Origin of the sequence: Agromyces protaetiae (assembly GCF_004135405.1) — a bacterium.
Lineage (GTDB): Bacteria > Actinomycetota > Actinomycetes > Actinomycetales > Microbacteriaceae > Agromyces > Agromyces protaetiae.
On the sequence record NZ_CP035491.1, the window covers coordinates 324,837 to 347,520 of the forward strand.

At 72.5% G+C, this 22,684-nt stretch carries 19 protein-coding genes and 1 pseudogene; 5 read left to right on the plus strand and 15 right to left on the minus strand.

Going from position 1 to position 22,684, the window contains the following annotated elements; translation table 11 throughout:
- Nucleotides 1-27: 27 nt before the first annotated feature.
- From ET445_RS01505 to ET445_RS01545, 9 genes are all read right to left on the minus strand, one after another.
- Nucleotides 28-1,242 carry a glycosyltransferase gene (locus ET445_RS01505; RefSeq protein ID WP_165314260.1) on the minus strand — a complete coding sequence of 405 codons (1,215 nt, stop codon included), beginning with the start codon at nt 1,240-1,242 and terminating at the stop codon, nt 28-30.
- A gap of 11 nt (nt 1,243-1,253) precedes the next feature.
- Nucleotides 1,254-2,345 carry a glycosyltransferase family 4 protein gene (locus ET445_RS01510; RefSeq protein ID WP_129188194.1) on the minus strand — a complete coding sequence of 364 codons (1,092 nt, stop codon included), beginning with the start codon at nt 2,343-2,345 and terminating at the stop codon, nt 1,254-1,256.
- Nucleotides 2,335-3,444 carry a glycosyltransferase gene (locus ET445_RS01515; protein WP_129188196.1) on the minus strand — a complete coding sequence of 370 codons (1,110 nt, stop codon included), beginning with the start codon at nt 3,442-3,444 and terminating at the stop codon, nt 2,335-2,337. The genes ET445_RS01510 and ET445_RS01515 overlap by 11 nt, the downstream gene beginning before the upstream one ends.
- The gene (locus ET445_RS01520; protein WP_129188198.1) at nt 3,444-4,886 is read right to left on the minus strand and encodes a sugar transferase; all 1,443 of its coding nucleotides are present in this window, start codon (nt 4,884-4,886) and stop codon (nt 3,444-3,446) included. Before ET445_RS01520 ends, ET445_RS01515 begins: the two co-directional genes overlap by 1 nt.
- Nucleotides 4,887-5,186: 300 nt before the next feature.
- Nucleotides 5,187-6,332, minus strand: coding sequence for a hypothetical protein (locus tag ET445_RS01525; protein WP_129188200.1), 1,146 nt, complete (start codon nt 6,330-6,332; stop codon nt 5,187-5,189).
- 10 nt (nt 6,333-6,342) lie between these two features.
- Nucleotides 6,343-7,524, minus strand: a complete 1,182-nt coding sequence (locus ET445_RS01530; protein ID WP_129188201.1) for a hypothetical protein — start codon at nt 7,522-7,524, stop codon at nt 6,343-6,345.
- Between the two features lie 112 nt (nt 7,525-7,636).
- On the minus strand, nt 7,637-9,013 hold the full coding sequence (locus ET445_RS17080) for a hypothetical protein (protein WP_165314261.1): 1,377 nt from the start codon (nt 9,011-9,013) through the stop codon (nt 7,637-7,639).
- Nucleotides 9,010-10,398, minus strand: coding sequence for a hypothetical protein (locus ET445_RS01540; RefSeq protein ID WP_129188203.1), 1,389 nt, complete (start codon nt 10,396-10,398; stop codon nt 9,010-9,012). The genes ET445_RS17080 and ET445_RS01540 overlap by 4 nt, the downstream gene beginning before the upstream one ends.
- Nucleotides 10,395-11,642, minus strand: coding sequence for a hypothetical protein (locus ET445_RS01545; RefSeq protein WP_129188205.1), 1,248 nt, complete (start codon nt 11,640-11,642; stop codon nt 10,395-10,397). Before ET445_RS01545 ends, ET445_RS01540 begins: the two co-directional genes overlap by 4 nt.
- 238 nt (nt 11,643-11,880) lie before the next feature.
- Between ET445_RS01545 and ET445_RS01550 the strand changes: the two genes are divergently transcribed.
- The gene (locus tag ET445_RS01550; RefSeq protein WP_129188207.1) at nt 11,881-12,978 is read left to right on the plus strand and encodes a glycosyltransferase family 2 protein; all 1,098 of its coding nucleotides are present in this window, start codon (nt 11,881-11,883) and stop codon (nt 12,976-12,978) included.
- Nucleotides 12,979-13,045: 67 nt separating this feature from the next.
- On the opposite strand, the gene ET445_RS01555 is transcribed toward ET445_RS01550, so the two are convergent.
- The 4 genes from ET445_RS01555 to gabT all read right to left on the minus strand — a co-directional run bounded on the left by ET445_RS01555 (nt 13,046) and on the right by gabT (nt 18,153).
- Nucleotides 13,046-13,678: a DUF937 domain-containing protein gene (locus ET445_RS01555; protein ID WP_129188209.1), complete on the minus strand. Its 633-nt coding sequence runs from the start codon at nt 13,676-13,678 to the stop codon at nt 13,046-13,048.
- 182 nt (nt 13,679-13,860) lie between these two features.
- Complete coding sequence (locus ET445_RS01560; protein WP_129188211.1) at nt 13,861-15,225, minus strand: flavin monoamine oxidase family protein; 1,365 nt, start codon at nt 15,223-15,225, stop codon at nt 13,861-13,863.
- An 8-nt stretch (nt 15,226-15,233) separates the two neighbouring features.
- On the minus strand, nt 15,234-16,703 hold the full coding sequence (locus ET445_RS01565) for an NAD-dependent succinate-semialdehyde dehydrogenase (protein ID WP_129188213.1): 1,470 nt from the start codon (nt 16,701-16,703) through the stop codon (nt 15,234-15,236).
- A gap of 61 nt (nt 16,704-16,764) precedes the next feature.
- On the minus strand, nt 16,765-18,153 hold the full coding sequence (gene gabT / locus ET445_RS01570) for a 4-aminobutyrate--2-oxoglutarate transaminase (protein WP_129188215.1): 1,389 nt from the start codon (nt 18,151-18,153) through the stop codon (nt 16,765-16,767).
- Between the two features lie 137 nt (nt 18,154-18,290).
- Here gabT and ET445_RS17750 point away from each other — a divergent pair.
- From ET445_RS17750 to ET445_RS01585, 4 genes and pseudogenes are all read left to right on the plus strand, one after another.
- Nucleotides 18,291-18,629 (plus strand): annotated as a pseudogene (locus tag ET445_RS17750) (PucR family transcriptional regulator ligand-binding domain-containing protein); the annotation flags it as partial.
- Nucleotides 18,630-19,225: 596 nt separating this feature from the next.
- Nucleotides 19,226-19,891 (plus strand): PucR family transcriptional regulator, encoded by a 666-nt coding sequence (locus ET445_RS17755; protein WP_243695284.1) that lies wholly within the window; start codon nt 19,226-19,228, stop codon nt 19,889-19,891.
- 225 nt (nt 19,892-20,116) lie between these two features.
- Nucleotides 20,117-20,305, plus strand: a complete 189-nt coding sequence (locus ET445_RS01580; protein WP_129188217.1) for a DUF1918 domain-containing protein — start codon at nt 20,117-20,119, stop codon at nt 20,303-20,305.
- 74 nt (nt 20,306-20,379) lie between these two features.
- Nucleotides 20,380-21,138, plus strand: a complete 759-nt coding sequence (locus tag ET445_RS01585) for an SGNH/GDSL hydrolase family protein (RefSeq protein ID WP_129188233.1) — start codon at nt 20,380-20,382, stop codon at nt 21,136-21,138.
- A 140-nt stretch (nt 21,139-21,278) separates the two neighbouring features.
- Here the strand turns inward: ET445_RS01585 and ET445_RS01590 are convergent, their stop codons facing one another.
- Nucleotides 21,279-21,776 carry an FBP domain-containing protein gene (locus tag ET445_RS01590; protein ID WP_129188237.1) on the minus strand — a complete coding sequence of 166 codons (498 nt, stop codon included), beginning with the start codon at nt 21,774-21,776 and terminating at the stop codon, nt 21,279-21,281.
- Nucleotides 21,777-21,820: 44 nt separating this feature from the next.
- Entirely contained in the window at nt 21,821-22,681 is an 861-nt protein-coding gene (locus tag ET445_RS01595) for a hypothetical protein (protein WP_129188239.1), read from the minus strand.
- Nucleotides 22,682-22,684 lie beyond the last annotated feature (3 nt).

The following is a 22,684-nucleotide window of genomic DNA, read 5'->3' on the forward strand; positions in this document are numbered from 1 at the left end:
CAGTCTATGCGGCCTCGCATTCCGCGATCAGAGGGTGTGCAAGACGGCGGAGTACCTCCGTTCGAGTTCGGCGGCGTGCGCGCCGAGGTCGAGGGCGGCCGAACGCTCGGCGGCCCCTGCCGAAAGGGTCGCGCGGAGCGCGGGGTCGACCGTGAGCCGGTCGATCGCCCAGCGCAGGTCGATGGGGTTCGGCGCGACGACGAGTCCGCTGCGGCCGTCGTCGACGAGCGGCGGCGAGGCGATGTCGGTCGTCACGACGGGGATGCCCGAGAGGATCGCCTCGGCGACGACGAGCGGGAAGTTCTCGGGCCAGAGCGACGGGAAGACGAGCACGTCGGCGCGTGCGAACTCACGGCGGCGCGCGTCGGCGTCGAGCCAGCCGAGCGAGGCGAGCGTCCCGCCGCTCGCGTCGGCGGCGTCGGCCACGGCACCCGCGAGGTCGCCGTCGCCGCCGACCGCGAGGGTCGCCCCGTCGACACCGTCGCCCCACGCGTCGAGGAGGAGCCGGACGCCCTTGTGGTCGGAGAGCTTGCCGAGGAAGAGGAAGCGGACCGGGGCGGCGGATGTCTCGAGGTCGACGGATGTCTCGGGGCCGGATGTCTCGAGCGTGCGGGCCGCGGTCGAGTCATCCGGAGTCCCGAGGTCCCACCCGTGCGGCACGACCGCCGAGTCGAACCGCTCGACGGGGAACCCCCACTCGACGTGCCGCTCGAGCGTGCGCGGGCTCGGGAACACGAGCCCGAGCCTCCGCGGCAGGAACCGCGCGAGGAGCGACGCGCGCGCCGACTGCACGCCGAGGCCCGGTTCGAGCGGCACGCCGTCGCGCACGAGCGACGCCGACGTGTCGACGAGCGAGTAGTCGTGCACGGTGTGGACGACGCGCGTCGACCGCACGCGGAGGGGCGCCGTGCCGAACCCCGCGAAGCGATGCACGTGCACGACGTCGAAGGCGCCGCGTTCGAGGCGGCGCAGCACACGGTTCGGCACGAGCGAGTCGAGGAGTTCCGCGGCGTGGAAGCGCACGCGGTCGAGCGTCGAGCCGCCGCGGCGATCGGGCGGGTACGGCCGGTTGCCGGGAACGACCTCGAGACGGATGCCCCGTGCCGCGACCCGCTCGCGCACGGGCTCGTCGATCCAGCCCGTGACGACCGTGACGTCGTGGCCGTCTGCGGCCTGCCGCTCGGCGAGCGCGAGGCAGTACTGCTCGGCCCCGCCGAGCGGGGAGAGCAGGGAGCCCGTCACCTGCGCGATCCTCACGACCGGCTCCCGATGAGCGCGCCGCGTGCGGCGTGCGATCCGGATGACCCGAGCGCGCAGATCGCCTCGGCGACCGTGTCGGCGCTCCGCTGCCACGAGAACCGGGTGCGGATCGCGCCCGCACGCCGGGCCTTCACGACGGCGGGGTCGGGATCTTCGAGCGCGGCGCGGAGGCCCGCTGCGATCGCCTCGACCGAGGTCGGGTCGACGAACCTGGCGTCGTCGCCGCACACCCACCGCAGCACCGGGATGTCGGACACGACGACCTCGGCGCCCGCCGCGATCGCCTCGACCGCGGGCAGCCCGAACCCCTCGGCGAGGGTCGGGAACGCGACGACCGAGGCTGCCGCGTAGAGCCGGGCGAGCTCGTCGTCGGTGACGTACCCGAGCCGTACGACGTGCGGGTCGTGCACGAGCGCTGCGCGCGCATAGAGGGCGCTCTCGCCGCCGACGAGCACGAGGGGCGCCCGCTCACGGAGCGCGGCGGGCAGGGCCTGGTGCGCCTTCACGAGACGACCCAGGTTCTTGCGTGGATCCTGGCTCGCGACCGAGAGCACGAAGCCGCCGCCGGCACCCGCAAGCCGCGACACCCCGGAGAAGTCGGGCGCCGGGACATCCGGAACGAACACCTCGGCGGGCGCATTCGGGGCGACGACGATCTCGACCCCCGGCTTCACGAGCGCGCGGATCGCGCGCGCGACGGGCTCGCTCACCGCGAGCACGAGCTCCGCCGTCCGCACCTGCGCGCGCAGGACGGGCGCGTGGGTCGCGACGTACGCGCGCGAGAACCACTCGGGGTGGTCGAGCACGAACGTGTCGTGGACCGTGACGACGTGGCGCGGCGCGACCACGGGCCCGCGGCTCGTGAGCGTCAGGAGGCGTTCGCCGCGGTCGCGGCCGAAGCCGGCCGTCTGCACGCTCGCCCACGCGCCGAGGGCGGAGCCCCGACGGCGCGCGGGGATCGCCCACTCGCGCACGCCGGGGCGCCGCAGCAGCCGGTCGGCGATCTCCGACGCGTACCGCTGCTGGCCGGTGATCCGCTGGTCGCGGAACGCGCCGTTCACGAGGATTCCGTGCTCATGCGACATCCGACATCCACCCCCTGACCGACGCGACGAACTGCTCGGTGCCGAACCCGCGCGCGTGCCTGCGGCACGCCTCGGGGTCGAGATCCCACGCGCGCTCGATGCCCGCCGCGAGGTCTTCGGGGGCGTCGCTCGCGACGACGACGCCCGTGACGCCGTCGATGACCGACTCCCGCGCGCCGCCGACCGGGCCGACGACAACGGGCGTACCGAGCGCCATCGCCTCGACGGGCATGATGCCGAAGTCCTCGACGGGCGGGAACACGAACGCGAGCGCCCGCTGCATGACGGCCCTGAGCAACGCATCACCCGGATCGTCGACGAAGTGCACGGGCACACCGGCGCGCTCCGCGCGCGACACGAGCGCCGCCCGCTCGGGCCCGCCGCCCGCGAGCACGACGGGCACGCCCCCCGCCTCGCCCGCCGCGATCACGAGGTCGAGTCGCTTGTACGGGATGAAGCGCGAAGCGCCGAGCACGTACGTCTCGGGGAGCGCGTCGAGGAGCGCCCGCTCCGAGGCATCCAATCGCTCCGACCAGTCGCCGACCGACTGCAGCTCTGAGACCTCGACGGGCGGATGGATGACGTCGGCGTCGACCTGCCACGTGTCGCGGATGCGCGCCCGCACGTACGAGCTGTTCGCGGCGACGTTGCGGTGCCGCTGGGCACGCGAGCGGTCCATCGCCCGGAGCGGCGCCGCCGCCGCACGCGACAGCAGCGACGTGCCGCGCCCGTCGAGCTCGGGCGTCCACACGTAGCGGGCTGGCGTGTGCACGTAGGCGAAGTGCCGCTCAGCGGGCAGCCCGCCGGAGCTCACGATCTGGTGCGCGAACGCGTGCGAGCTCGAGAGCACCCAGTCGTAGCGGTGCGTCTTGACGTTCGACCACACCATCGGCATGACGGGCAGCGCCATCGCCTTGCGCCCGCGGAGCGGGGTTCTCGCGAGGAGCGTCTCGCGGATGCGATTGGCCGGGAAGCGCCCGGGCGCGTCGTTCCAGAGGCACAGGATGTCGGCGTCGGGATACGCCCGCGAGAAGACGTCGAGCACGCGCTCGGAGCCGCCCGCGCGCGAGACCCACTCGTGCACGATGAGGCCGCCCATCAGTACGCCCCGTCCGAGCCGACGACCGCGCGGAACGTGCGGGCGAGGATCGACACATCGGCCCCGAGCGACCAGTTCTCGATGTAGTACAGGTCGAGTGCGAGCGCCTCGTCCCACGTGAGCCGCGACCGGCCGCTCACCTGCCACAGCCCCGTCATTCCCGGCCGCACCGCGAGTCGGCGCATCGCGACCTCGTCGTACAGGGCGACCTCCGCGGGCCGCTGCGGGCGCGGACCGATGAGGCTCATGTCGCCCGTCAGCACGTTGAAGAGCTGCGGCAGCTCGTCGAGCGAGTAGCGGCGGAGCACCGCGCCGACGGGCGTCAGCCGCGGGTCCCGCTCGATCTTGAAGAGTGGCGTGCCCGCCGTGCCCTGCTCGGCGAGGAGGGCCGCGAGGCGGTCGTCGGCGTCGACCACCATCGACCGGAACTTCAGGATGCGGAAGGTGCGGCCTTCACGCCCGATGCGCTCCTGCGCGTAGAACACGGGGCCGTGGCTCGTCGTCGCGACGAGCACCGCGACCGTCACGAGCACGGGCAGGAGGGCGACGATGATCGCGAGCGACCCGGCCACGTCGACCGCGCGCTTCGCGGCGAGGAGCGGCCCCGCCGCGGGCGATCGCCCGACGTGCACGAGCGGCATGCCCGCCGCCGCGTGGGTGCGCACGCGCGAGGCCGAAACGTTCGTGACCGACGGCGAGAATACGAGGCGCACGTCGCGGCGGAGGTCGTGGAGGGTGCGGTCGAGCTCGCGGACGCGGCCGGGGTCGAGCACGTCGGAGCCCGTGACCATCACGATCTCGGCGTCGGCGAGATCGACCGCGTTGGCGAGGTGCTCACGCAGCGACGCGTCGGGGGTCGGCACGAACTCGCCGACGACGCGGTAGCCGGCTTTCGGATGTCTCGCGAGCTCGTTCGCGACGGGCTCGGTCGTCGAGGCGGCGCCCACGAGGAGCACGCGCGAGAGCATCCGCCCTTCGCCGCGCTCCTTGAGGAGCCAGGCCCGCCAGGCGGCGCGGCCCGCGAGCAGCACGACGAGGCCGACGGGGATCGCCGTCACGAAGACGGGTCTCGCGACGTCGAGGTCGAGCGCCCACGCGCCGAGGAGCAGGAGCCCCGCCGCGACGAGGGTCGCACTCGCGACCGAGCGGTACTCGCCGGTCCCCTCGGCGAACACGATCGGGTCGCGCGAGTCGAAGGCGGCGAGGCATACGAGCCACACGATCGCGCCCACGGCCGCGATGAGCACCGAGCCGGCGACCGGCCGGTCGGCGTCGAGCGCGAGCGAGAACGCGAGTGCGCCCACGAGCAGCACGCCCACGACGATCGCCGCGTCGGTGGCGATCAGGCGTCGGCGGTAGCGGGTCGCCCAATCGGAGGTCGGCGCCGGGCGCGTGTCGCGCGCGGCGCCGGCGATCCGGAAGGACGTCGTCTGTCCGGTCATCGGGGGTCTCCTCGTTCGTGCGTTCAGGGGTGTGCACAGACGGGAGGGGTCGCCGCGGGAGACGGGTCTTCGGCGCAGGACGGGCGTCGGACTCGTTGGTTCGAGGCGAAGAGCCCCGTCACCCGTCTCACGGCGGCTTCGGAGCGGTGCCCCTCAGCCGATCGATAGGAGAAGTTTGTGAGGGTTCGTCACTACCCGTAAACCCCAGTACGGGGGACATCCGAATGTCCCGAAACACACCGTGATCCCGCGGAAACACGCGGGATCACGGCGCTGCAAGCGCTTACTCTGAGAGCGCTCTCACGTTTCGGGCGCGATCACGCACGAATCATCCCCTTCGGATGGCCTGGACGACGATATCGAACGCGGGCTTGCGCGTTCCGTCGAAGCGCTCGATCCCGAAATTGTGCTCGGGATCGGAGTCGCGCCTCGTGAGATCTCGGAACGAGTAGAAGACGATCGGCCCCGCCCACGCGTACGAGCGCCAGATCTTGACGCCCTCGTTGAGGTAGGTCGCCTGCACTGCCTCGCTGACGCCGCGCGCCCCGAGTTCGTCGGGAACCCGAACTCCGTCGCCCAGATCTTCTTGTCCTGGTCGCCGTTGCGAGACATGATCTGGTACAGATCGGCCGCGCGCTTCATCCAGTTGTACGGCGTCACGATGCGCGGGTCGTCGGGCCAGCTGTAGGGATGCAGCCCGACCGCGTCGAAGTAGCCCTTCCCCCCGGCGGTGTACACCCCCGAGAGGAAGTCGGTCGGCGCCGTCGTGCCGCCGCCCGTCGACGCCGGCGCGAGCCCCGACGAGACGATCGCGACCGTCTTCTTCAGCTCCTCCCCCGCGCGACGGAACCCCGCCGCACCCGGCTTCAGCACGAAGTCGGTGTAGGCGCCCGGCGGGAGCTCGAGGTTGACCTCGTTCCACACCTCGATCGTCGTGATCCCGCGCGGGATGAGCTCGAGCCCCGCCCGGTAGAGGAACGAGTAGTAGAGATCGACCGTGGCCTGCGACTGCACGAGCCACGGCGGCACCCCCGATGTGACGGGCAGGACCTTGAACCCCTTCGCGAGCACCTGGTCGTAGACCTTCAGCACCCGGTCGAAGCGGAACGTCTCGGGCCCGTCGGGCTGCACCTCCCCCCACGGCAGATCGAGGCGGATCGAGGTCGCGCCGGTCGTCTTGACACGATCGAGCACGGTGCCGAGCGCGGCACTGTCGAGCGTCAGGGCTTGGAACCCCTGGCTCATCCCGAATCTCGGGAACTTGGCGGCCTCGGCACGTGCGGCCGGGGTCGAGGTGTTGTACTTCGCGATGTCGGACGTCGCTCGCGCGACGTCCCCGGTACGTACCGCCGAATCGGACGGTTGGGCTTGCACGACGAGTGTTGCGGCGACTCCGATCGCCGCGACCGTCGCCAAGGCGAAGAGAATCGCGCGACGACGCGCCATCTCGCACCTCCTACGGATCGACGCGTCCGGCCGCAGCCGGAAGCGCACGGAGTAGAGCAGTGAGCTGGAGCCCGACGATGACGACGACCGCGAGCACGAACGCCCACGAGACGGCCGACGCGTCGCCGGTGGCGGCGAGGAGCGCGGTCGCGGCGACGCCGATCGCGACGCCCGTGAGAGGCGCCCACCCGATCGCACGTTCCCGACCCACGGCGACGAGCGCGACCGATGACAGGAACATCACCAGAACGACGCCAGCCATGTACGCCCCCAGATTGACCGCGACCAACCACGGCACTGCGATATGCCCGGCCGTCAGCACGAATGCGGCGACCGGGAGCAGAGAAGCGGTTGCGGCAAAGCATACTGCCGCGACCCCCGTCGACACGAGGAGCGATCTGCGGATCGCGGTGCGCAATCCCTCACCACGCTCGGCGGGCACCGTCGCCTGGAAGAACTGGAACACGGGCTGGATCGCCATGACCGCGAACCGCAAGACCTTGTCGATGAGGGCGTAGAGCGGCAGCGCCGCCGGTTGGACTGCCGCGATGACGGCGAGCACCGACGGGTAGAAGGCCGCGACGACGACGGCGACGAGGACGCCGTGGCGCTCGCGCGCGAGCACCCCGAAGAGCGAGCGGATGCCTCGAGCCCGCCCCGCGGGCGGGCGGAACCGCGGCACGGCCCACCCGGTGACGAGCAGGAACGCCGCGAGCGAGCCGACGAGCTGCGACACCGCGAACACGACGAGCGAGTCGGTGAGCCAGAGTCCGCCGATGCCGACCACGGTCGCGGCGACCCGCGGCACCGTGTCGAGCACGAGCAGCAGGTCGGCACGGCCGACGCCCACGAGGTACCACGACCCCGAGAGGCCGCCGAACGCCATCGCGAGCGACGCGACCGAGGCGGCGACGGGCTCTTCGGGCACGATGAGCCACGGCACGAGCACGGCGACGACGGCGATCGGCGCGAAGAGGATGAGCCTCGCCGACACCGAGTCCCAGTACCGCGCGGCCCGTTCGCCCGCGGACGCCATCGCGACCTTCGCCGGGCCGGTCACGCCCCAGCCGAAGAGCGCGAGCACGCCCGCCGACGACCCGACGGCCTGCCCGAGCGCGACCGACGCCCACAGGTCGGGGCTCGTGAGCAGGACGATCGCCGGGATCGTCAAGAGGCTGACGCCGCCGCTCAAGACGGTCGACGCGAGGAAGGTGCCGAGGAGCCTCGCCTTCCCGCGCGCCGGCTTCGCCGCCGAGGGGCGACGGTCCCCGCCGTCGGCTCGGTCTTCGGTGCAGTCGTATCGGTCATCTCGACCTCCCGAGGGGTGAGGGGATCTGCGCGAACCCGGATGCCCCGGGCTCGCGTGCGGGAATGCGGGCGCCCGTGGCGCCGAGGACGAGGGCGACGAGGCTCATGGCCGACGTGTACTCCCACAGCTCGACGACGGCGAGCCCCGCGAGCACGCCGAGCCACAGGGCGAACGCCGCGGCCGCGATGGGCGCCGCGTCGCGCCCGACCCGGCGGCCGGCGCGGAAGAGCGCCCACGCGATCCATGCGAACACGGCGACGAAGACGAGCGCGAACGCGCCGATCTGGAGCCACAGCGAGAGGTAGTAGTTGTCGGTGAAGATGTGCCGAACGGCGGCGTCCGCCCCCGACGCGGCGCCCGCGTACCCCGTGCCGCTCCCGACCGGCGCCGAGCCCCGAGCGAGGAGGTCGGCCCAGATCCCGAACCGCTCGAAGAGGCTCGACGAGCTGTCGAGGCCGGCCGCGCTGAAGGCGACCGCGACCCCGGCCGCGACCACGACGACCGCGACCTTCGCGGCGGGCGGGATCGCCCGGACGGCGAGCACGGCCACGGCCGTGGCGATGACGAGCACGAGCACGCCCGTGCGATAGGTGCTCAGCACGAGGCATCCGACCGCCGCGACGAGCGCGACGAGACGCCAGATCCGATCGCGCTTCGCGCCCGGCAACATCCCCCACCAGAACATCGCGACGACCGCGAAGACGCCCGCGAACGCGCCCAGGTGGTAGTTGGTCGCGAACGTGCCGGGCGCGCGCAGCGTCTCGCCGATGTTGCGGATGCTCACGCCGTACGACACACCGCTCAGCGCGAGGAGGCGGTCCGACCCGAGCGTCGTCTCGACGATCGCCGCGCCGAGGCTCACGACCATCTCGACGGTCACCGCGCGCAGCACGATGCGCAGCGCCCGGTCGGAGAGCGTCGACGCGATGACGGCCGCGATGAGCGGCACCACGATGTAGCGCAGGCCGCTCACGACCTGCATCGACGGGAGCGTCGCGAAGCCGACGATCGTCGCGGGCACGATCGCAGCGAGCAGGGCCGCGACGGGCCACAGCACGGCCGGATGCTTCCGCCCCTTCAGGAACACGGCGGGCAACGCCAGGAGCGCCGCCCCGAGGACGACGAGGTTCACGAGCATCGTCGACGTGCCGCTCAGGAGGAACGGGAACGCGACGCCGTCGGCGAGGACGACGATCGAGAGGCCGAGCGCGGGTGAGAGCAGCACCGCCGCGAGCAGCACGACCGCGGCGATCGCGAGGGGGCTCGACACCGTCAGGTACCCGGCCGCGACCGCGCCGACCGCCCCCGTCGCCGCGACCGCGACCCGCGGCACGGAACGCACCGAGGCGGGAACGCGGCCGGCCCGGGTCATCCGACCGCTTCGGCTCGCACGAACGCGGCGTCCGCGCGCCGTGCCTCGGACACCGGGACGTCGACGACGACGACGCCGACGAGTCCCCCGCGGTCGGCGAACGCGCTCGCGTAGCGGCGCACGCGCGCCGCGGTCACCGAACCGAGCCCCACGACGAGCACCGCCGGCGCGCCGGTCGCCTGCGCGACCGAGAGCGCGTCGTCCGAGCGGTCGAGGTCGCCCGCATCGACGAGCACGACGTCGGCGACCTGCGCGAGGTCGGCGACCGAGGCCGCGAGGCCGGTCGAGAGGAGGGCATCGGACGGATGCTCCGACTCGCCCGCGGGGATCGCGCGCAGCGCGGGGAAGCCCGCCACGCCCGCACCCGTCTCACGGAGCTCGGCGCGCCCCTCGAGGACGTCGCCGAGACCAGGGCTCTTCGCGATGCCGAACAGCCGATGCAGCCGGGCGCGACGGAGCGCCGCGTCGAGCGCGATCACCCGCGAACCCCGCCGCGACAGCGACTCGGCGACGCCCGCGACGAGTTCGGACGCGGCCGGCAGGTCGGACGTCGAGGCGAACAGGACGGTGGATGCCTCGCTCGACGCCGTGGCCGAGAGGACCGCGCGCGCGACGGCGTGCACGCTCCCCGCGACCGCGTCGTCGTCGCGCTCACCGCGGCGCCGGCGAACCAGCGCGAGCACCGGGGCGTCGGCGGCACGACCGACCTCGGTCACGGTCGAGAGCCGGCGGTCGACCGCTGCGAGCCAGAGCGCGACGCCGATGCCGACCACGAGCCCTGCCGCGGCGCCCGCGAGGACCGACACGAACGTCGTCGGCCCGCTCGCCCGCGTCGCGAGCGTCGGCGGCGTGAGCACCTGCACCGATGCCGTCGACGGCACCGTCTGCGAGTTCTGCGAGACCGGCTGCCCGGGCGCGGGCTCGACGGGCGGCACGCCCGACGGCGGCGTGATGACCGTCGGCACGACCTCGGCGAACCGGTCGAGGATCGCCTGGTTGACCTGCTGGGCGAGTTCGGCGGTCTCGGCCGTCACGGTGATGCCGAGCAGCGGACTCGATGCGTCGCGGTCGACCTGGACGCGGTGCGCGAGCTCGGTCGCGTCGGTCGGCAGCGCGAGCTGCGCGATGACCGTGTCGAGCACTCCGGGCGAGACGACGGCCTCCGCGTACGCCGAGCCCATCGAAGCCACGTAGCCGGATCCGGCGAGCCGGTCGCTCGGCGTCGCGAGCGAGTCGATGACGACGAGCGCCTGCGACGACGACTGGTACTGCGGGGCCGCGACGAGGTGGGCGAGCCACCCGCCGAGCGCGCCGAGGAGGAGGCACACGACGATGACGACCCATCGACGCGCGGCCCCCGAGACGAGCTGACCCGACGACTTCATGCGCGCTCGAGCATCGTGGGGACCGTGCCGGAGACGCGATCGAGCACCGCTTGGACGAACCGGGCCCTGTCGATCGCGCCCGTCTCATCCCACAGGCCGATCGACACGCCCGTGCCGACCTCCGCGACCTGCAGGAACGGGTTCGACGGCATGGTCGCGTGGTAGTGCATCGTCGCCGACACGCGTCCGCCGTCGCGCAGCCAGAACCCCTCGGGCATGCGAGCCGGGAGGATCGAGACGCCCACCTCGAGCGAGCCGAGCTCGAACGGCGTCTCCTCGCCCGACACGAGCCTCGTCGCCTGCCGCTTCGCGACGCTCGCGAGGTCGCCGGCGAGCGTCGCGAGCGGTGCCTTCGAGGTGAGGATGCCGGCGAGCCGCGACGTGAGGGCGCCCGGCGAGTTGTCGGTCGACCGGAGCATCCCGAGCGGGTAGCCGACGGAGAACGAGCCGTCGACGTACGCGTCCTTCGGCAGGTACCGACGGGCGTCGATCATCGTGCGGATGCGCATGTCGAGCCCCTCCGGCGCGGCGTCGGCGAATGCGTCGAGGCCGAGCGCGATGAGGCGCATGCCCCGAGTCGCCCGCCCCTCGATGGGCTGCTTCTCTACCGCGGCGATCCGGTCTGCATCGAGGAAGACCGACGCGTAGCCCGTGCGTCGGCGCTCGCGCGAGATCGTGATCGGCCCGCCGGGGAGCGGCGCCGAGTCGGTCGCCGCGGCGGCGGCCTTGCTCTCCCGGAACCGATCGACGAGCACGCTCGGCCGGTCGAGCTTCGCGTGCTTGAGCGCCCGGTAGACGGGAAACGGCGTGGGCTCGGCGGTGGTCCGCTCGAGCGGGGCATCGACGGCATAGGCGAAGGCCGACTCGACGAGCTTCCAGATGCTCTGGCCGTCGAAGAACGCGTGCGGGACCATGACGGCGAGCAACTCCCCCGAGATCGAGAGTGCGAGCGGGAGCACGTCGTAGCCGCGTGCCGCGGTCTCCTCGGCGAGCTCGGGGATCGTGAGGCCCGCCGGGTACTCGACGGTCGCGCGCCGCACGAGAGCGGGCAGATCGCGGAGTTCGCGCTCCCGCAGCTGCCCCCACTTGCCGAGTCCGAGGTTGCGTCGCCTGCCCGTCCGCCCCTCGGGGCCGGCGAGCGCGCGTCCGAATCCGTCGGCGACGCGGGCGAGGGCGTCCGGGGCGACCGGACTGAACACGCCGAAGACGTCGATGTGCTCGGTGAGCTGTTCTCGAAGGGTCATGGCATCTCGCTTGGTCAGGGCCGAGCGGACACCCGCCTGCCGGCGTGCACCCACGAGCGGCGACGGCGGTCAGGTACGGCGATGCTAACCAAGCATTGAGGATGCCTCAGCCCCCGTTCTGGGGCGCAGGCGGACCGCGGTCCCCCGCGTACGCTGGCCTCCTCCCCCGTCGACCAGCCAGGCATGTCGACCTGATCCAGAGGCGGGGCCGACGACGCCCCCTCCGGAAAGGCCCCCGATGGCTCCCGGACCGAAGCGCGTCCCACCCGGCCCGCACGGCGAAGCGCCTGCCACCCCGCCCGCGCCGACGGTCACCGTCGTGATCCCCTCGTACCGTCGGCTCGAGCGGCTGCCGCCCCTCATCCGCACCTACCGCGAGCAGGGCGCCGACGAGATCGTCGTCGTGCTCGACGGCCCGCACCCGGGCTGGGCCGAAGCCCTCGACGGGCTCGCCGACCGCGCACCCGTCGTCGTCCGCGAACTCCCCGTCAACCGCGGCCTCGCGCTCGCCCGCATCGCCGGACTGGAGCGTGCGACGAGCGACGTCGTCATCCTCGCCGACGACGACGTCGCCCCGAAGCCGGGCCTCGTCGATCACCACCGGACGTTCCACGCCGCCAACCCCGACCACGCCCTCCTCGGGTACATGCCCGTGCGGCTGCCCGCCCGTCGCTCGCGCGACCAGGCCGCGACGTTCCTCTACGCCCGCGACTACGCGAACCAGGTCGAGGCGTGGCGCACGGGCTCGTCGGCCGACCTGCTCCAGTCGTTCTGGGGCGGCAACGCGAGCGTGCCGCGCGAGCGCTACCTCGCCGCCGAGTCGTTCAAGCCGTCGGTGCGGCTCGACTACAACGAAGACCTCGACCTCGGCCTCCGGCTCCTCGCGATCGGCGTGCACGCCGCGTTCGACGAGCGCGCCGCGGCCGAGCACCTCCACAGCCGCAGCCTCAAGGCGTTCCTCGCCGAGTGCGTCGTCCGCGGCGAGAGCGTGCACGAGTTCGAACTGCGCTGGCCCGTGCTGCCGCGACAACTCGCCGAACTCGTCCTCATCCCCGACGACCACCACCCGTTCGTCGCCGCCGCGCAGCGGCGCATCGCGGCACGCGACACCCCCGCGCTCCTCGAGCGGACGCTCGTCGCCGGCTACCACGCGACGGGGGCGGTGCACGCCTGGAGGGCGCAGGAGGCGATCACGCGGCTCCTTCGCCGCGGCCTCGCGATGCGCGGCTATCGGCTGCGGGTCGCGCGGAGCGCGGGGGCGGGCACGGGGCATCCGGATGTCTCGGCGGCGTCGGATGCCTCGAACGCCAGCCCCGAGGCATCCGCCGCCGTCTGACGGCCCGGAACGCCGACGGCGCGCCCCGGTCGAAGCCGGGACGCGCCGTCGTGGTGTCTGTGCGCGACTACTTCTTGCCGCCGCCGAGGAGGCCGCCGAGCAGGTCGCCGAGGCCGCCGCCCGACGAGGCGCCGCCACCCGAACCGCCGCCGAACAGGCCGCCGAGCCCGCCGAGCAGGCCGCCGAGTCCGCCGCCCGAGTCGCCGCCCGATGCTCCGCCGCCGCCGAGGAGGCCGCCGAGGAGGTCGCCGATGCCGCCGCCCGACGCGCCCGCTTCAGCCGGCGCGGCCTCCTGCTTGTTGCCGCCCAGGAACTTCGACGCGAGGAAGCTCAGCACGATGGGCGCGAGGATCGGGAGGAGCTTGCCGACGATGTCGCCGACGCCGCCCTCTTTCTTCTCGAGCACGCCGACGACCTGGTCGGTGTTGTCGCCGAAGACGTTCTTGACGATCTTCTTGCCGTCTTCTTCGTCGACGTCGTCGAGGTTGATGCCGCCCACCGCGAGGTTGTTGTCGTGCTTGACGAGCGCCTTCTCGAGCGACGCCGCACCGGCGGGGTCGGAAGCGTTGGCGCCGAGACCCGCGAGGAGGGCGGGCAGCGCCTCGTCGATGGCCTTCTGGGCGGTCTGCTCGTCGACGCCGAGCTTCTTGGCGATGTCGCCGACCGGCAACTGGTTGAGGATGTCGTCGATCCCGGACATGTGCGTCTCCATTTCGCGCCCCGCCATCGGGGCTCACTCCGGAAGCGTATCGACGCCGGAGGCCCTGCGGGTAGTGCTGTGCACAGGGGCGTCACGAGACATCCGCCCGACCTCGCGATCCGTCGCGAATCGCCCTTCCGGATGATCCCGAAGGGCGATCTGCGACGGCTCGTGTGAGGGGCTCAGCCCTCCGCGAGGATGCCGTCGGCGACGAGCCGGCCCATGCGGATCGCGCCGTCGACGTGCTGGTAGCCCTTGCCCGCGAGGTCGGAGCACGCGAAGCGGATCGGCCCCACGGGTTCGCGCAGGTGCGCGCCGTAGCGGGCGAGTCCGCCCATGTCGAAGCTTGCGGCGTAGGCGCCGCGCGTCCACTCCTCGCTGCCCCAGTCGCTCTCGTAGTAGACGACCGGATGCTTCGCCTCCTCGCCGTAGTAGTGCGAGAGCGACTCGAGGATCGCGGACTTCCGCTCCTCGTCCGTGAGGCGGAACACGCCGTCGGCCTCCTCGTCGGAGACGAACCCGACGAGGGTGCCGCGCGGGTCGCCGTCGTACGAGTTGTCGTACGCCTCGTGCACGAGTTCGTACGGGCTGAACGCTGTGCCGCTGAGCCCCGCCTCGCGCCAGAACGGCGTCTCGTAGACCGCGTGCACCTTGATGACGAAGCCCATCGAGAGATGCTGGTGCATCTGGTGCTGAAGGCGCGGCAGCGCCGGTTCGTACGAGATGCGCGAGTACAGCACGGGCGCGAGCGCGAGGATGACGCGCTTCGCGTGCACCTCGAGCGAGTCGGTCACGGCCACGACGCCGGCTTCGGGGGCATCCGGCTGCCACTTGATCGTGCGCACCGGCTGACCGAGCTTGACGGCGCTGCCGAGCCGCTCGGCGAGGAGCAGCGGCACCTGCTGGAGGCCGCCCTTGACGCGCTTGTCGAGGATGAAGTCGGCGTCGACGAGGTTCGAGAACGAGCCGGCGGATGCCGCCATGAGGAGCGCCTGCAGCGCGCTGAACGCGTGCGCGGGCTTCGTGAGCATGGCGCCCGCGATGAACATGCCGATGTTCAGGCGCGCTTCTTCGTCGTCGGTCTGCGTCTCGAGCCAGTGCGCGAACGAGATCTCGTCGAGGGCCTTCGCGTCGGGGTGCGACCACGGGGCATCCGGGTCGATCTCGGCGACGAGCGCGTCGAGCTTTTCGATGAGCCCGACGATCTCGCCCTCGGTCTTCGCCGGCACGGGGAAGATCTCGCCCTCGAAGAGGCGGCGCTCGCCGCTCTCGGAGATGTAGACGTTCTGGCCCGTGCGCCAGCGCTCGTACGTGTCGAGGCCGAGCTCGTCGAGGGTCTCGATCAACGCGTCTTGGTCGGGCGAGACCCATTGGCCGCCGATCTCGAGGGTCGCGCCGTCGATGTCGTTCGTCCAGAGGCGGCCGCCGACGCGGTCGCGCGCCTCGAGCACGACGACCGAGCGGCCGGCGTCCTTCAGTCGGTTGGCGACCGTGAGGCCTGCGGCCCCGGCTCCCACGATGACGACGTCGGTTTCGATGCGTTCCATGATCACTTTCAGCTGACGGGGATGAGCGTGTACTTGGTGTCGAGGTACTCGTGGATGCCCTCGAAGCCGCCCTCGCGGCCGATGCCCGACTGCTTGATGCCGCCGAACGGCGCCGCGGCGTTCGAGACGAGGCCCGTGTTGAGTCCCATCATCCCGGTCGCGAGGCGGTCGATCATGCGGTGGCCGCGGGCCAGGTCTTGCGTGAAGACGTACGAGACGAGCCCGTACTCGGTGTCGTTCGCGAGGCGCACGGCGTCGTCCTCGGTCGCGAACGTCGTGATGCCGAGCACCGGCCCGAAGATCTCCTCCTTGAGCAGGCGTGCGTCGGCGCTCACGTCGCCGAGTACGGTCGGCGCGTAGAACGAGCCCGCACCGCTGATCGGCGCGCCGCCGACGAGCACCTTCGCGCCCTTGCCGACGGCGTCCTGCACGAGCTCGTCGGTCGACGCGACGGCCTTTTCGTCGATGAGCGGGCCGATGCCGACGCCGTCCTCCGTGCCGCGGCCGACCTTGAACGCCCCGACGCGCTCGGCGACCCGGCGGGCGAACTCGCCCGCGACCGACTCGTGCACGATGAAGCGGTTGGCCGCCGTGCACGCCTGCCCGATGTTGCGGAACTTCGCGAGCATCGCGCCGTCGACGGCGGCGTCGAGGTCGGCGTCCTCGAAGACGACGAACGGGGCGTTGCCGCCGAGCTCCATCGACGTGCGGAGGATGCCCTGGGCGGCCTGCTGCAGGAGCGTGCGGCCGACCGGGGTCGAGCCCGTGAAGCTCAGCTTGCGCAGGCGCGGGTCGGCGATGATCGGGCCCGAGAGGGCTGACGACTTCGAGGTCGTGACGACGTTGACCACCCCGGCAGGCAGGCCGACCTCTTCGAGCAGCTGCACGAACGCGATCGTCGTCAGCGGGGTGAGCGCTGCGGGCTTCACGACGACCGTGCACCCTGCCGCGAGCGCGGGCGCGATCTTGCGCGTCGCCATCGCGAGAGGGAAATTCCACGGCGTGATGAAGAACGACGGGCCGACGGGCCGCTGCGAGACGACGATGCGGCCCGTGCCCTCGGGATTGAGCCCGTAGCGGCCCGTGATGCGCACGGCCTCCTCGCTGAACCAGCGGAGGAACTCGCCGCCGTAGTTGACCTCGCCGCGCGCCTCGGCGAGCGGCTTGCCCATCTCGAGCGTCATGAGGAGCGCGAACTCCTCCTTGCGGGCCATGAGGGTGTCGAACGCGCGGCGGAGCAGCTCCCCGCGCTCGCGCGGCGGCGTCGCGGCCCAGGCGTCTTGGGCTGCGACCGCGGCGTCGAGGGCGCGCAGGCCGTCGGCGGGCGAGGCATCCGCGATCTCCTTGACGACCTCGCCCGTCGCAGGGTCGGTCACGGTCAGGGTCTTGCCGCCCTCGGCGGCGACCCACTCGCCGCCGATGAAGAGGCCGGATTCGACCTTGGCGAGGAGTTCGGATTCGAGCGTGGCGGTGGTCATGCGTGGTCCCTTCGTCGGGAGCGGTCGGTGAGCGGGCGGATGACTCTGCTGAGCGCTGTTCTCAGTGTGCGCCGCGGAGCGCCTCGGCGACCACCCCGACGCCCTCGACGAGCAGCTCGTCGGAGATCGTGAGCGGCGGGAGGAAGCGGATGACGTTGCCGTACGTGCCGCACGTGAGGAGGATCACGCCGTTCGCGTGCGCGTAGGCGGCGATCTTCGAGGTGAGGGCGGCGTCGGGCGCGCCGGTCTCGGGGTCGACGAGCTCGATCGCGACCATCGCGCCGCGTCCGCGGACGTCGCCGATCCGGGGGTCGGCCGTGCGGAGCGCGTTCAGGCGTCCGAGGAGGAGCGCGCCGATCTGCTTCGCACGCTCGACGAGGCCGTCTTCCTCGTAGGCCTCGATCGTCGCGAGCGCGGCGGCGGTCGCGAGCGGGTTGCCGCCGTACGTGCCGCCGAGGCCGCCCGCCATCGACGAGTCCATGATCTCGGCGCGGCCCGTGACGGCCGAGAGCGGCAGGCCGCCCGCGATGCCCTTCGCGGTCACGACGAGGTCGGGCACGATGCCCTCGTGCTCGCTCGCGAACCACGCGCCCGTGCGCGCGAACCCGGTCTGCACCTCGTCGGCGATGAAGACGACGTCGTTGTCCCTCGCCCACGCGGCGAGCGCGGGGAGGAAGCCCTGGGCGGGCACGATGAACCCGCCCTCGCCCTGGATGGGCTCGATGATGATCGCGGCGAGGTTCTCGGCGCCGACCTGCTTCTCGATCTGCGTGATCGCGCGGGCCGCGGCCTCGGCGCCCGAGAGGCCGCCGTCGCGGAACGGATACGAGAGGGGGGCGCGGTAGATCTCGGGAGCGAACGGGCCGAAGCCGCTCTTGTACGGGATGTTCTTGGCCGTGAGGCCCATCGTGAGGTTCGTGCGGCCGTGGTAGGCGTGGTCGAACGCGACGACGGCCTGCTTCTTGGTGAAGTTGCGGGCGATCTTGATGGCGTTCTCGACGGCCTCGGCGCCCGAGTTGAAGAGCGCGGAGCGCTTGACGTGGTCGCCCGGCGTGAGCGCGTTGAGCTTCTCGGCGACGGCGACGTAGCCCTCGTAGGGCGCGATCGTGAAGCACGTGTGCGTGAACGCCTCGAGCTGGGCCGCGACGGCGGCGACGACGCGCGGGTTCGAGTTGCCGACGCCCGTCACGGCGATGCCCGAGCCGAGGTCGATGAGCGAGTTGCCGTCGGCGTCGACGACGACGCCGTCGCCCGCGGCGACGACCGAGATCGGCAGCGTGTGGCCGACGCCCGCGGCGACCGCGGCGGACTTGCGGGCGATGAGCTCCTGCGAGCGCGGGCCCGGGATCGCAGTGACGAGGCGGCGCTCCTGCGGGAGGGCGGGGCCGCCGACGAGGGCGGTCGGCGCGGGCGTCGCGGCGGGCGTCGTCGTGGGCTCGGTGAGGGTCATCGGGGGCTCCTTCCGTCGCCCAGTGCGGGGCGCGTCGTCGATTCATGCTAGGTCGGGGCATCCGGATGTCTCGCCGCCCTCTTGTACACTGAACCCGCCTTTCCTCGACGCGGTGTACATCGCAGTTTGGAGTGACGATGGCGGTCACGGTCCGGAGCCTGCTGGCGATCGACGACCTCGAACTGCGCCTCGTCGTCGACGAATCGACGCTGGCCGACGGTGCGCTCGACGCGCCCGTGTCGTGGGCGCACTCGTCCGACCTCGCCGACCCGACGCCGTTCCTCGACGCGGGGCACGTGCTCCTCACGACGGGCACGTGGTTCGGCGCCGATCCGGGCGACGACGACCCCGAGCGGTTCGACGCGTACGTCGGGCGGCTTCGCGACACCGGCGTCGCGGCTCTCGGCTTCGGCACCGAGATCGTGCGCGCGGGAAGCCCCGACGCACTCGTCGCGGCGTGTGCCGAGCACGGGTTGCCGCTCTTCGAGGTGCCGTACCGCGTACCGTTCATCCGCGTCGCACGCACGGTCGCGGACTTGAACGCCGCCGAGGCGGGAGCGCGCCAGGCGTGGGCGCTCGCGGCACAGCGGGCGATCTCGCTCGCGGCGCTCCGCCCCGACGGGCTCGGCGCGACGATCGCGGAACTGTCGAACCGGCTCGGCGCCTGGGTCGGCCTCGTCGACGCGGCGGGCGCACTCGACCGCGAGGCACCCGCGGGCGGGCTCGATCAGCCCGCGCTCGGCGAGGTCGTCGGCGAGGCACGCACGATGCTCCGGCGCGGGCAGCGTGCGAGCCGCGTGCTCGACGCGGGCGCATCGGTCGGCGAGCCGCAGCGCATGATGCTCCAGACCCTCGGGGCGGGCGGCAACCTGCGCGGCGTCCTCGCGATCGGCGAGTCGGCCGAACTCGACCAGGCCGGCCGCGAGGTCGTGACGGCCGTCATCGCCCTCGCGGGGCTCGCCCTCGAACAGAACCGCGCCCTCGACCGCGCGCGCGGACACCTGCGGTCGGGGATGCTGCGCTCGATCCTCGCGGGCGACCTCGAACTCGCGTCGGGCGTCGCCCACGAGATGTGGGGGGCACTCCCCAGGCACCCCTCCGCGTCGCCGTGCTCGACGTGCCGCCGGGCGACGCCGACCGGCTCGTCGAGTTCCTCGAACTGCGCGTCGACGACCGCGCGGGCCGTCTCTTCTTCGGACGCGACGGCGAGACGATCGTGCTCCTCTTCGAAGACGCGGATGCCTCGCTGCCCGACGAACTCGTCGGCGAGTACCTCGTCGCGGTCGGCCTGTCCGACCCCGTCGACGACCTCGGCGGCGGCAACGGCGTCAGCGGCAGCAGCGGCACCCGCATCGCCGCCGCGCACGAACAGGCGCTCCGCGCCCTCGAACGCGCGCGCGAGCAGGTCGCCCCCGACCGCGGCGCGCTCGTCGCGTTCGACGAGATCAGCCGCCAGGGCGTGCTCGCGTTCCTCGCTCGCACCGATGCCCGGGCGGTCGCGCAGGCGACCCTCGCTCCGCTCGTGGAGCACGACGAGACATCCGGATCGTCGCTCGTCGAGACCGTGCGTGTGTGGCTCGAGCACGGCGCGCAGTTCGATGCGACCGCGCAGCAGCTCGGCGTGCACCGGCACACGGTGCGGAGCCGCATCGCGCTCGCCGAGCGGCTCCTCGGGCGCGACCTGTCGGGCTTCCACGCTCGCGCCGACCTGTGGGCGGCGCTTCTCGCCGTGGGGTGAGCCGGGTCATCCGGCCTCTCCGTCCGTCCGTGCTCCGCAATTCAGGAAGAATCCGCGACCATGCGGCGTGTCACCCGTGTCGAAGCGGCGCGTCGCCTGGTTCTTCCTGAATTGCTCAGGGCGGAGGCGGAGAAGGAAGCGGAGCGGGAGAAGAGACGGATGCCGCATCCGCGCGCGCGGCGTACCCTGACCACCAACGGGCGGCATCACGAGGAGGGGGCGGCGATGCAAGCGGTCACTGGCGATCGAGTCGTCATCCACACGAGTCGGGTCGGGCAGGGCGAACGGCGCGGCGAGGTCATCGAGGTCAGGGGCGAAGACGGCTCACCGCCGTATCTCGTGCGGTTCGACGACGGGCACGAGTCGCTGCTGTTCCCGGGCGCCGACTGCGAGGTGCGGCACGAGGCATCCTGAGTCGTGCGCAGCGCACCGGCAGCACCACATACCGTCTGGTCGGAATGCCCTGCGCGAGGCGCTAGCGTAGACGCATGTTCCACTCCTACGTTGCGATCGGCGACAGCTTCACCGAGGGCCTCGGCGACGACCTGCCCGACGGCACGCCCCGCGGCTGGGCCGACCTCGTCGCGATCGGGCTCGCGAAGGCGGCCCGCGAGCCGATCGGCTACGCCAACCTCGCGATCCGCGGCCGCAAGCTCGGCGGGATCGTCGAGGAGCAGCTCGAGGCTGCGATCGCCCTCCGCCCCGAGGTGATCAGCTTCAACGGCGGCGGCAACGACATCATGCGCCCGCGCATGCCCGAAGACCTCATCGCCGAACGCTTCCGCACGGCCGTGCACCGCATCCACGACGAGGGCATCCACGTGCTCATCCTGAGCGGCGGCAACCCCGGCGACCACCTGCCGCTCGGCAAGGTCATGGACGTCCGCGGCGAGCGCCTCACCAAGCGCCTCGTCGATCTCACGGCCCTTTCCGGCGTCACGTTCGTCGACAACTTCAACGACCGCGGGCTTCGAGACATCCGCTACTGGTCGCCCGACAAGCTGCACCTGAACTCGCTCGGCCACGCACGCGTCGCGAGCAACGTGCTGACGGCGATCGGCGTGCCCGTTCCCGCGGAGTGGGGCGTCGACGAGGTCGCCGCCGCTCCCGACGGGCCGCGCAGCCGCAACACCGCCGCCTATTACCGCGAGTTCGTGCTGCCGTGGATCGGCCGCCGCCTCACGGGCCGCTCCTCGGGCGACGGGCGCACGGCCAAGCGGCCGACCCTCGAGCCCGTCGAGCCGTAAGGCATCACTCGCGGCGCGAGAGTTCGGGTTCGGTTTCAGGAGATCGAAGGCTGCTCAGGATGTCTCGGAGCGGATGCTCCTGAATGGCGCTTCGATCTCCTGAACAGCGGTGAGCCAGCGCGAGGGCGACGCGCCGCTCGCTACGCGCCCTGCAGCACGTCCGCGACGAACGCGCGCGTGCGCCGCGCGAGCCCCTCGATGCGTTCGAGCTCGTGCGCGCTCGGCTGCACCTCGGACGGCGCCGCCGGGCGCCCGAGCCGCACGGTGTCTTGACACGCGAGGTCGGCGCAGATGTAGGTGCCGACCGAGTCGCCGCGCTCGCCCGCCGCGCCCGCGCGCCGCGCGGAGAACAGCACGACCTGGTCGCCCGGCTGCTGCGTGTGGCAGAGGCTGCAGATCGCGGCGCGGTGGTGGGAGCCCGTGCGCTCGGCGGCGCGCAGCACGACGCCGGCCGGGTCACCGTCGACCTCGGTCACGAGGTATCCGCGCGACGGGATGCGGGGGTCGCGCCACGCGAAGGCGTCGAGGTGCGCCCACTCGGTGACGAAGAATCGAACGGGAAGCGACAGTTGCTCGAGCTCGGCGTCGGTCGCGTTGCCGATCGCCGCTCGCACGTCGCTCTCGATCAGGGCCTGCATGCATCCCCTCTCGTGCCGGACCTCCCCCAGTCTACGTACGCCGATCAGGGCCAGTGGTCCGTGAACTCCGCCGACCGGCTCCACGTGGTCCGAGACCACCACTCCTCGTAGGTGAGCGGCGCGCCGCCGAACTCGAACGGCGGCACCCACACTCGGCGCGACGCGCCGGCCGCGGTCTGCTCGGGCTCGATGACGGTCCACTCGATCCCGGTCGAGTCTGGGCCGAACCGCAGTTCGATCGACTCGCCGGGCGTGAGGCCGGCGGGCCGGGCCGATCCGCTCAGCTCGTCGTACGTGATGAGCTGGCGGATGCCGCGTGCTTCGAACTCGGATCGCTCGACGCATCCGGCGCCCCAGCCCGAACGGCTGTCCCGCTGCACGATGAGGCAGACGTCCTCGCCGTCGCGGAACGTCCACGCCTCGTATCCGACGGCCGACCCGAGCGTGCGCAACGTGTCGCTCCGCATGCCGAGCGCGGTCGCGTAGCCGAGGAGCCCCGTGTCGTCCTCGGACTGCGGCTGTTCGAAGATCTCGAGTCCCTTGGGCGGGTCGACGAGGTCGCGCAGGGGCACGCTCGCGAGCGCGACGACGACGACCGCCGCCCCGACTCCGACGAGGACCCTGCGTCGGCGTCGGCGCGCGTCGGCAGGGCGGGCGGATGCCTCGTCGTCGGCGGGCGCGTCGACGCCGGGCTCTTCGGACTCCTGGGGCGCTCCGCGCTCCGCGGGCGCCTCGGGCTCGAACCATTCGACCGCCCCGGCGACCGGCTTCGGCTCGCGCGAGAGGGCCGCCTCGACCTCGACGAGTTCGTCGGCGGCCGCACTCGCGTATCCGTCGGGGGTGCCGTAGACGACCCTCCTGAGCGCAACCGCTCTGGCCTCGAGATCCGATCGGTCGTCCGTCATGGG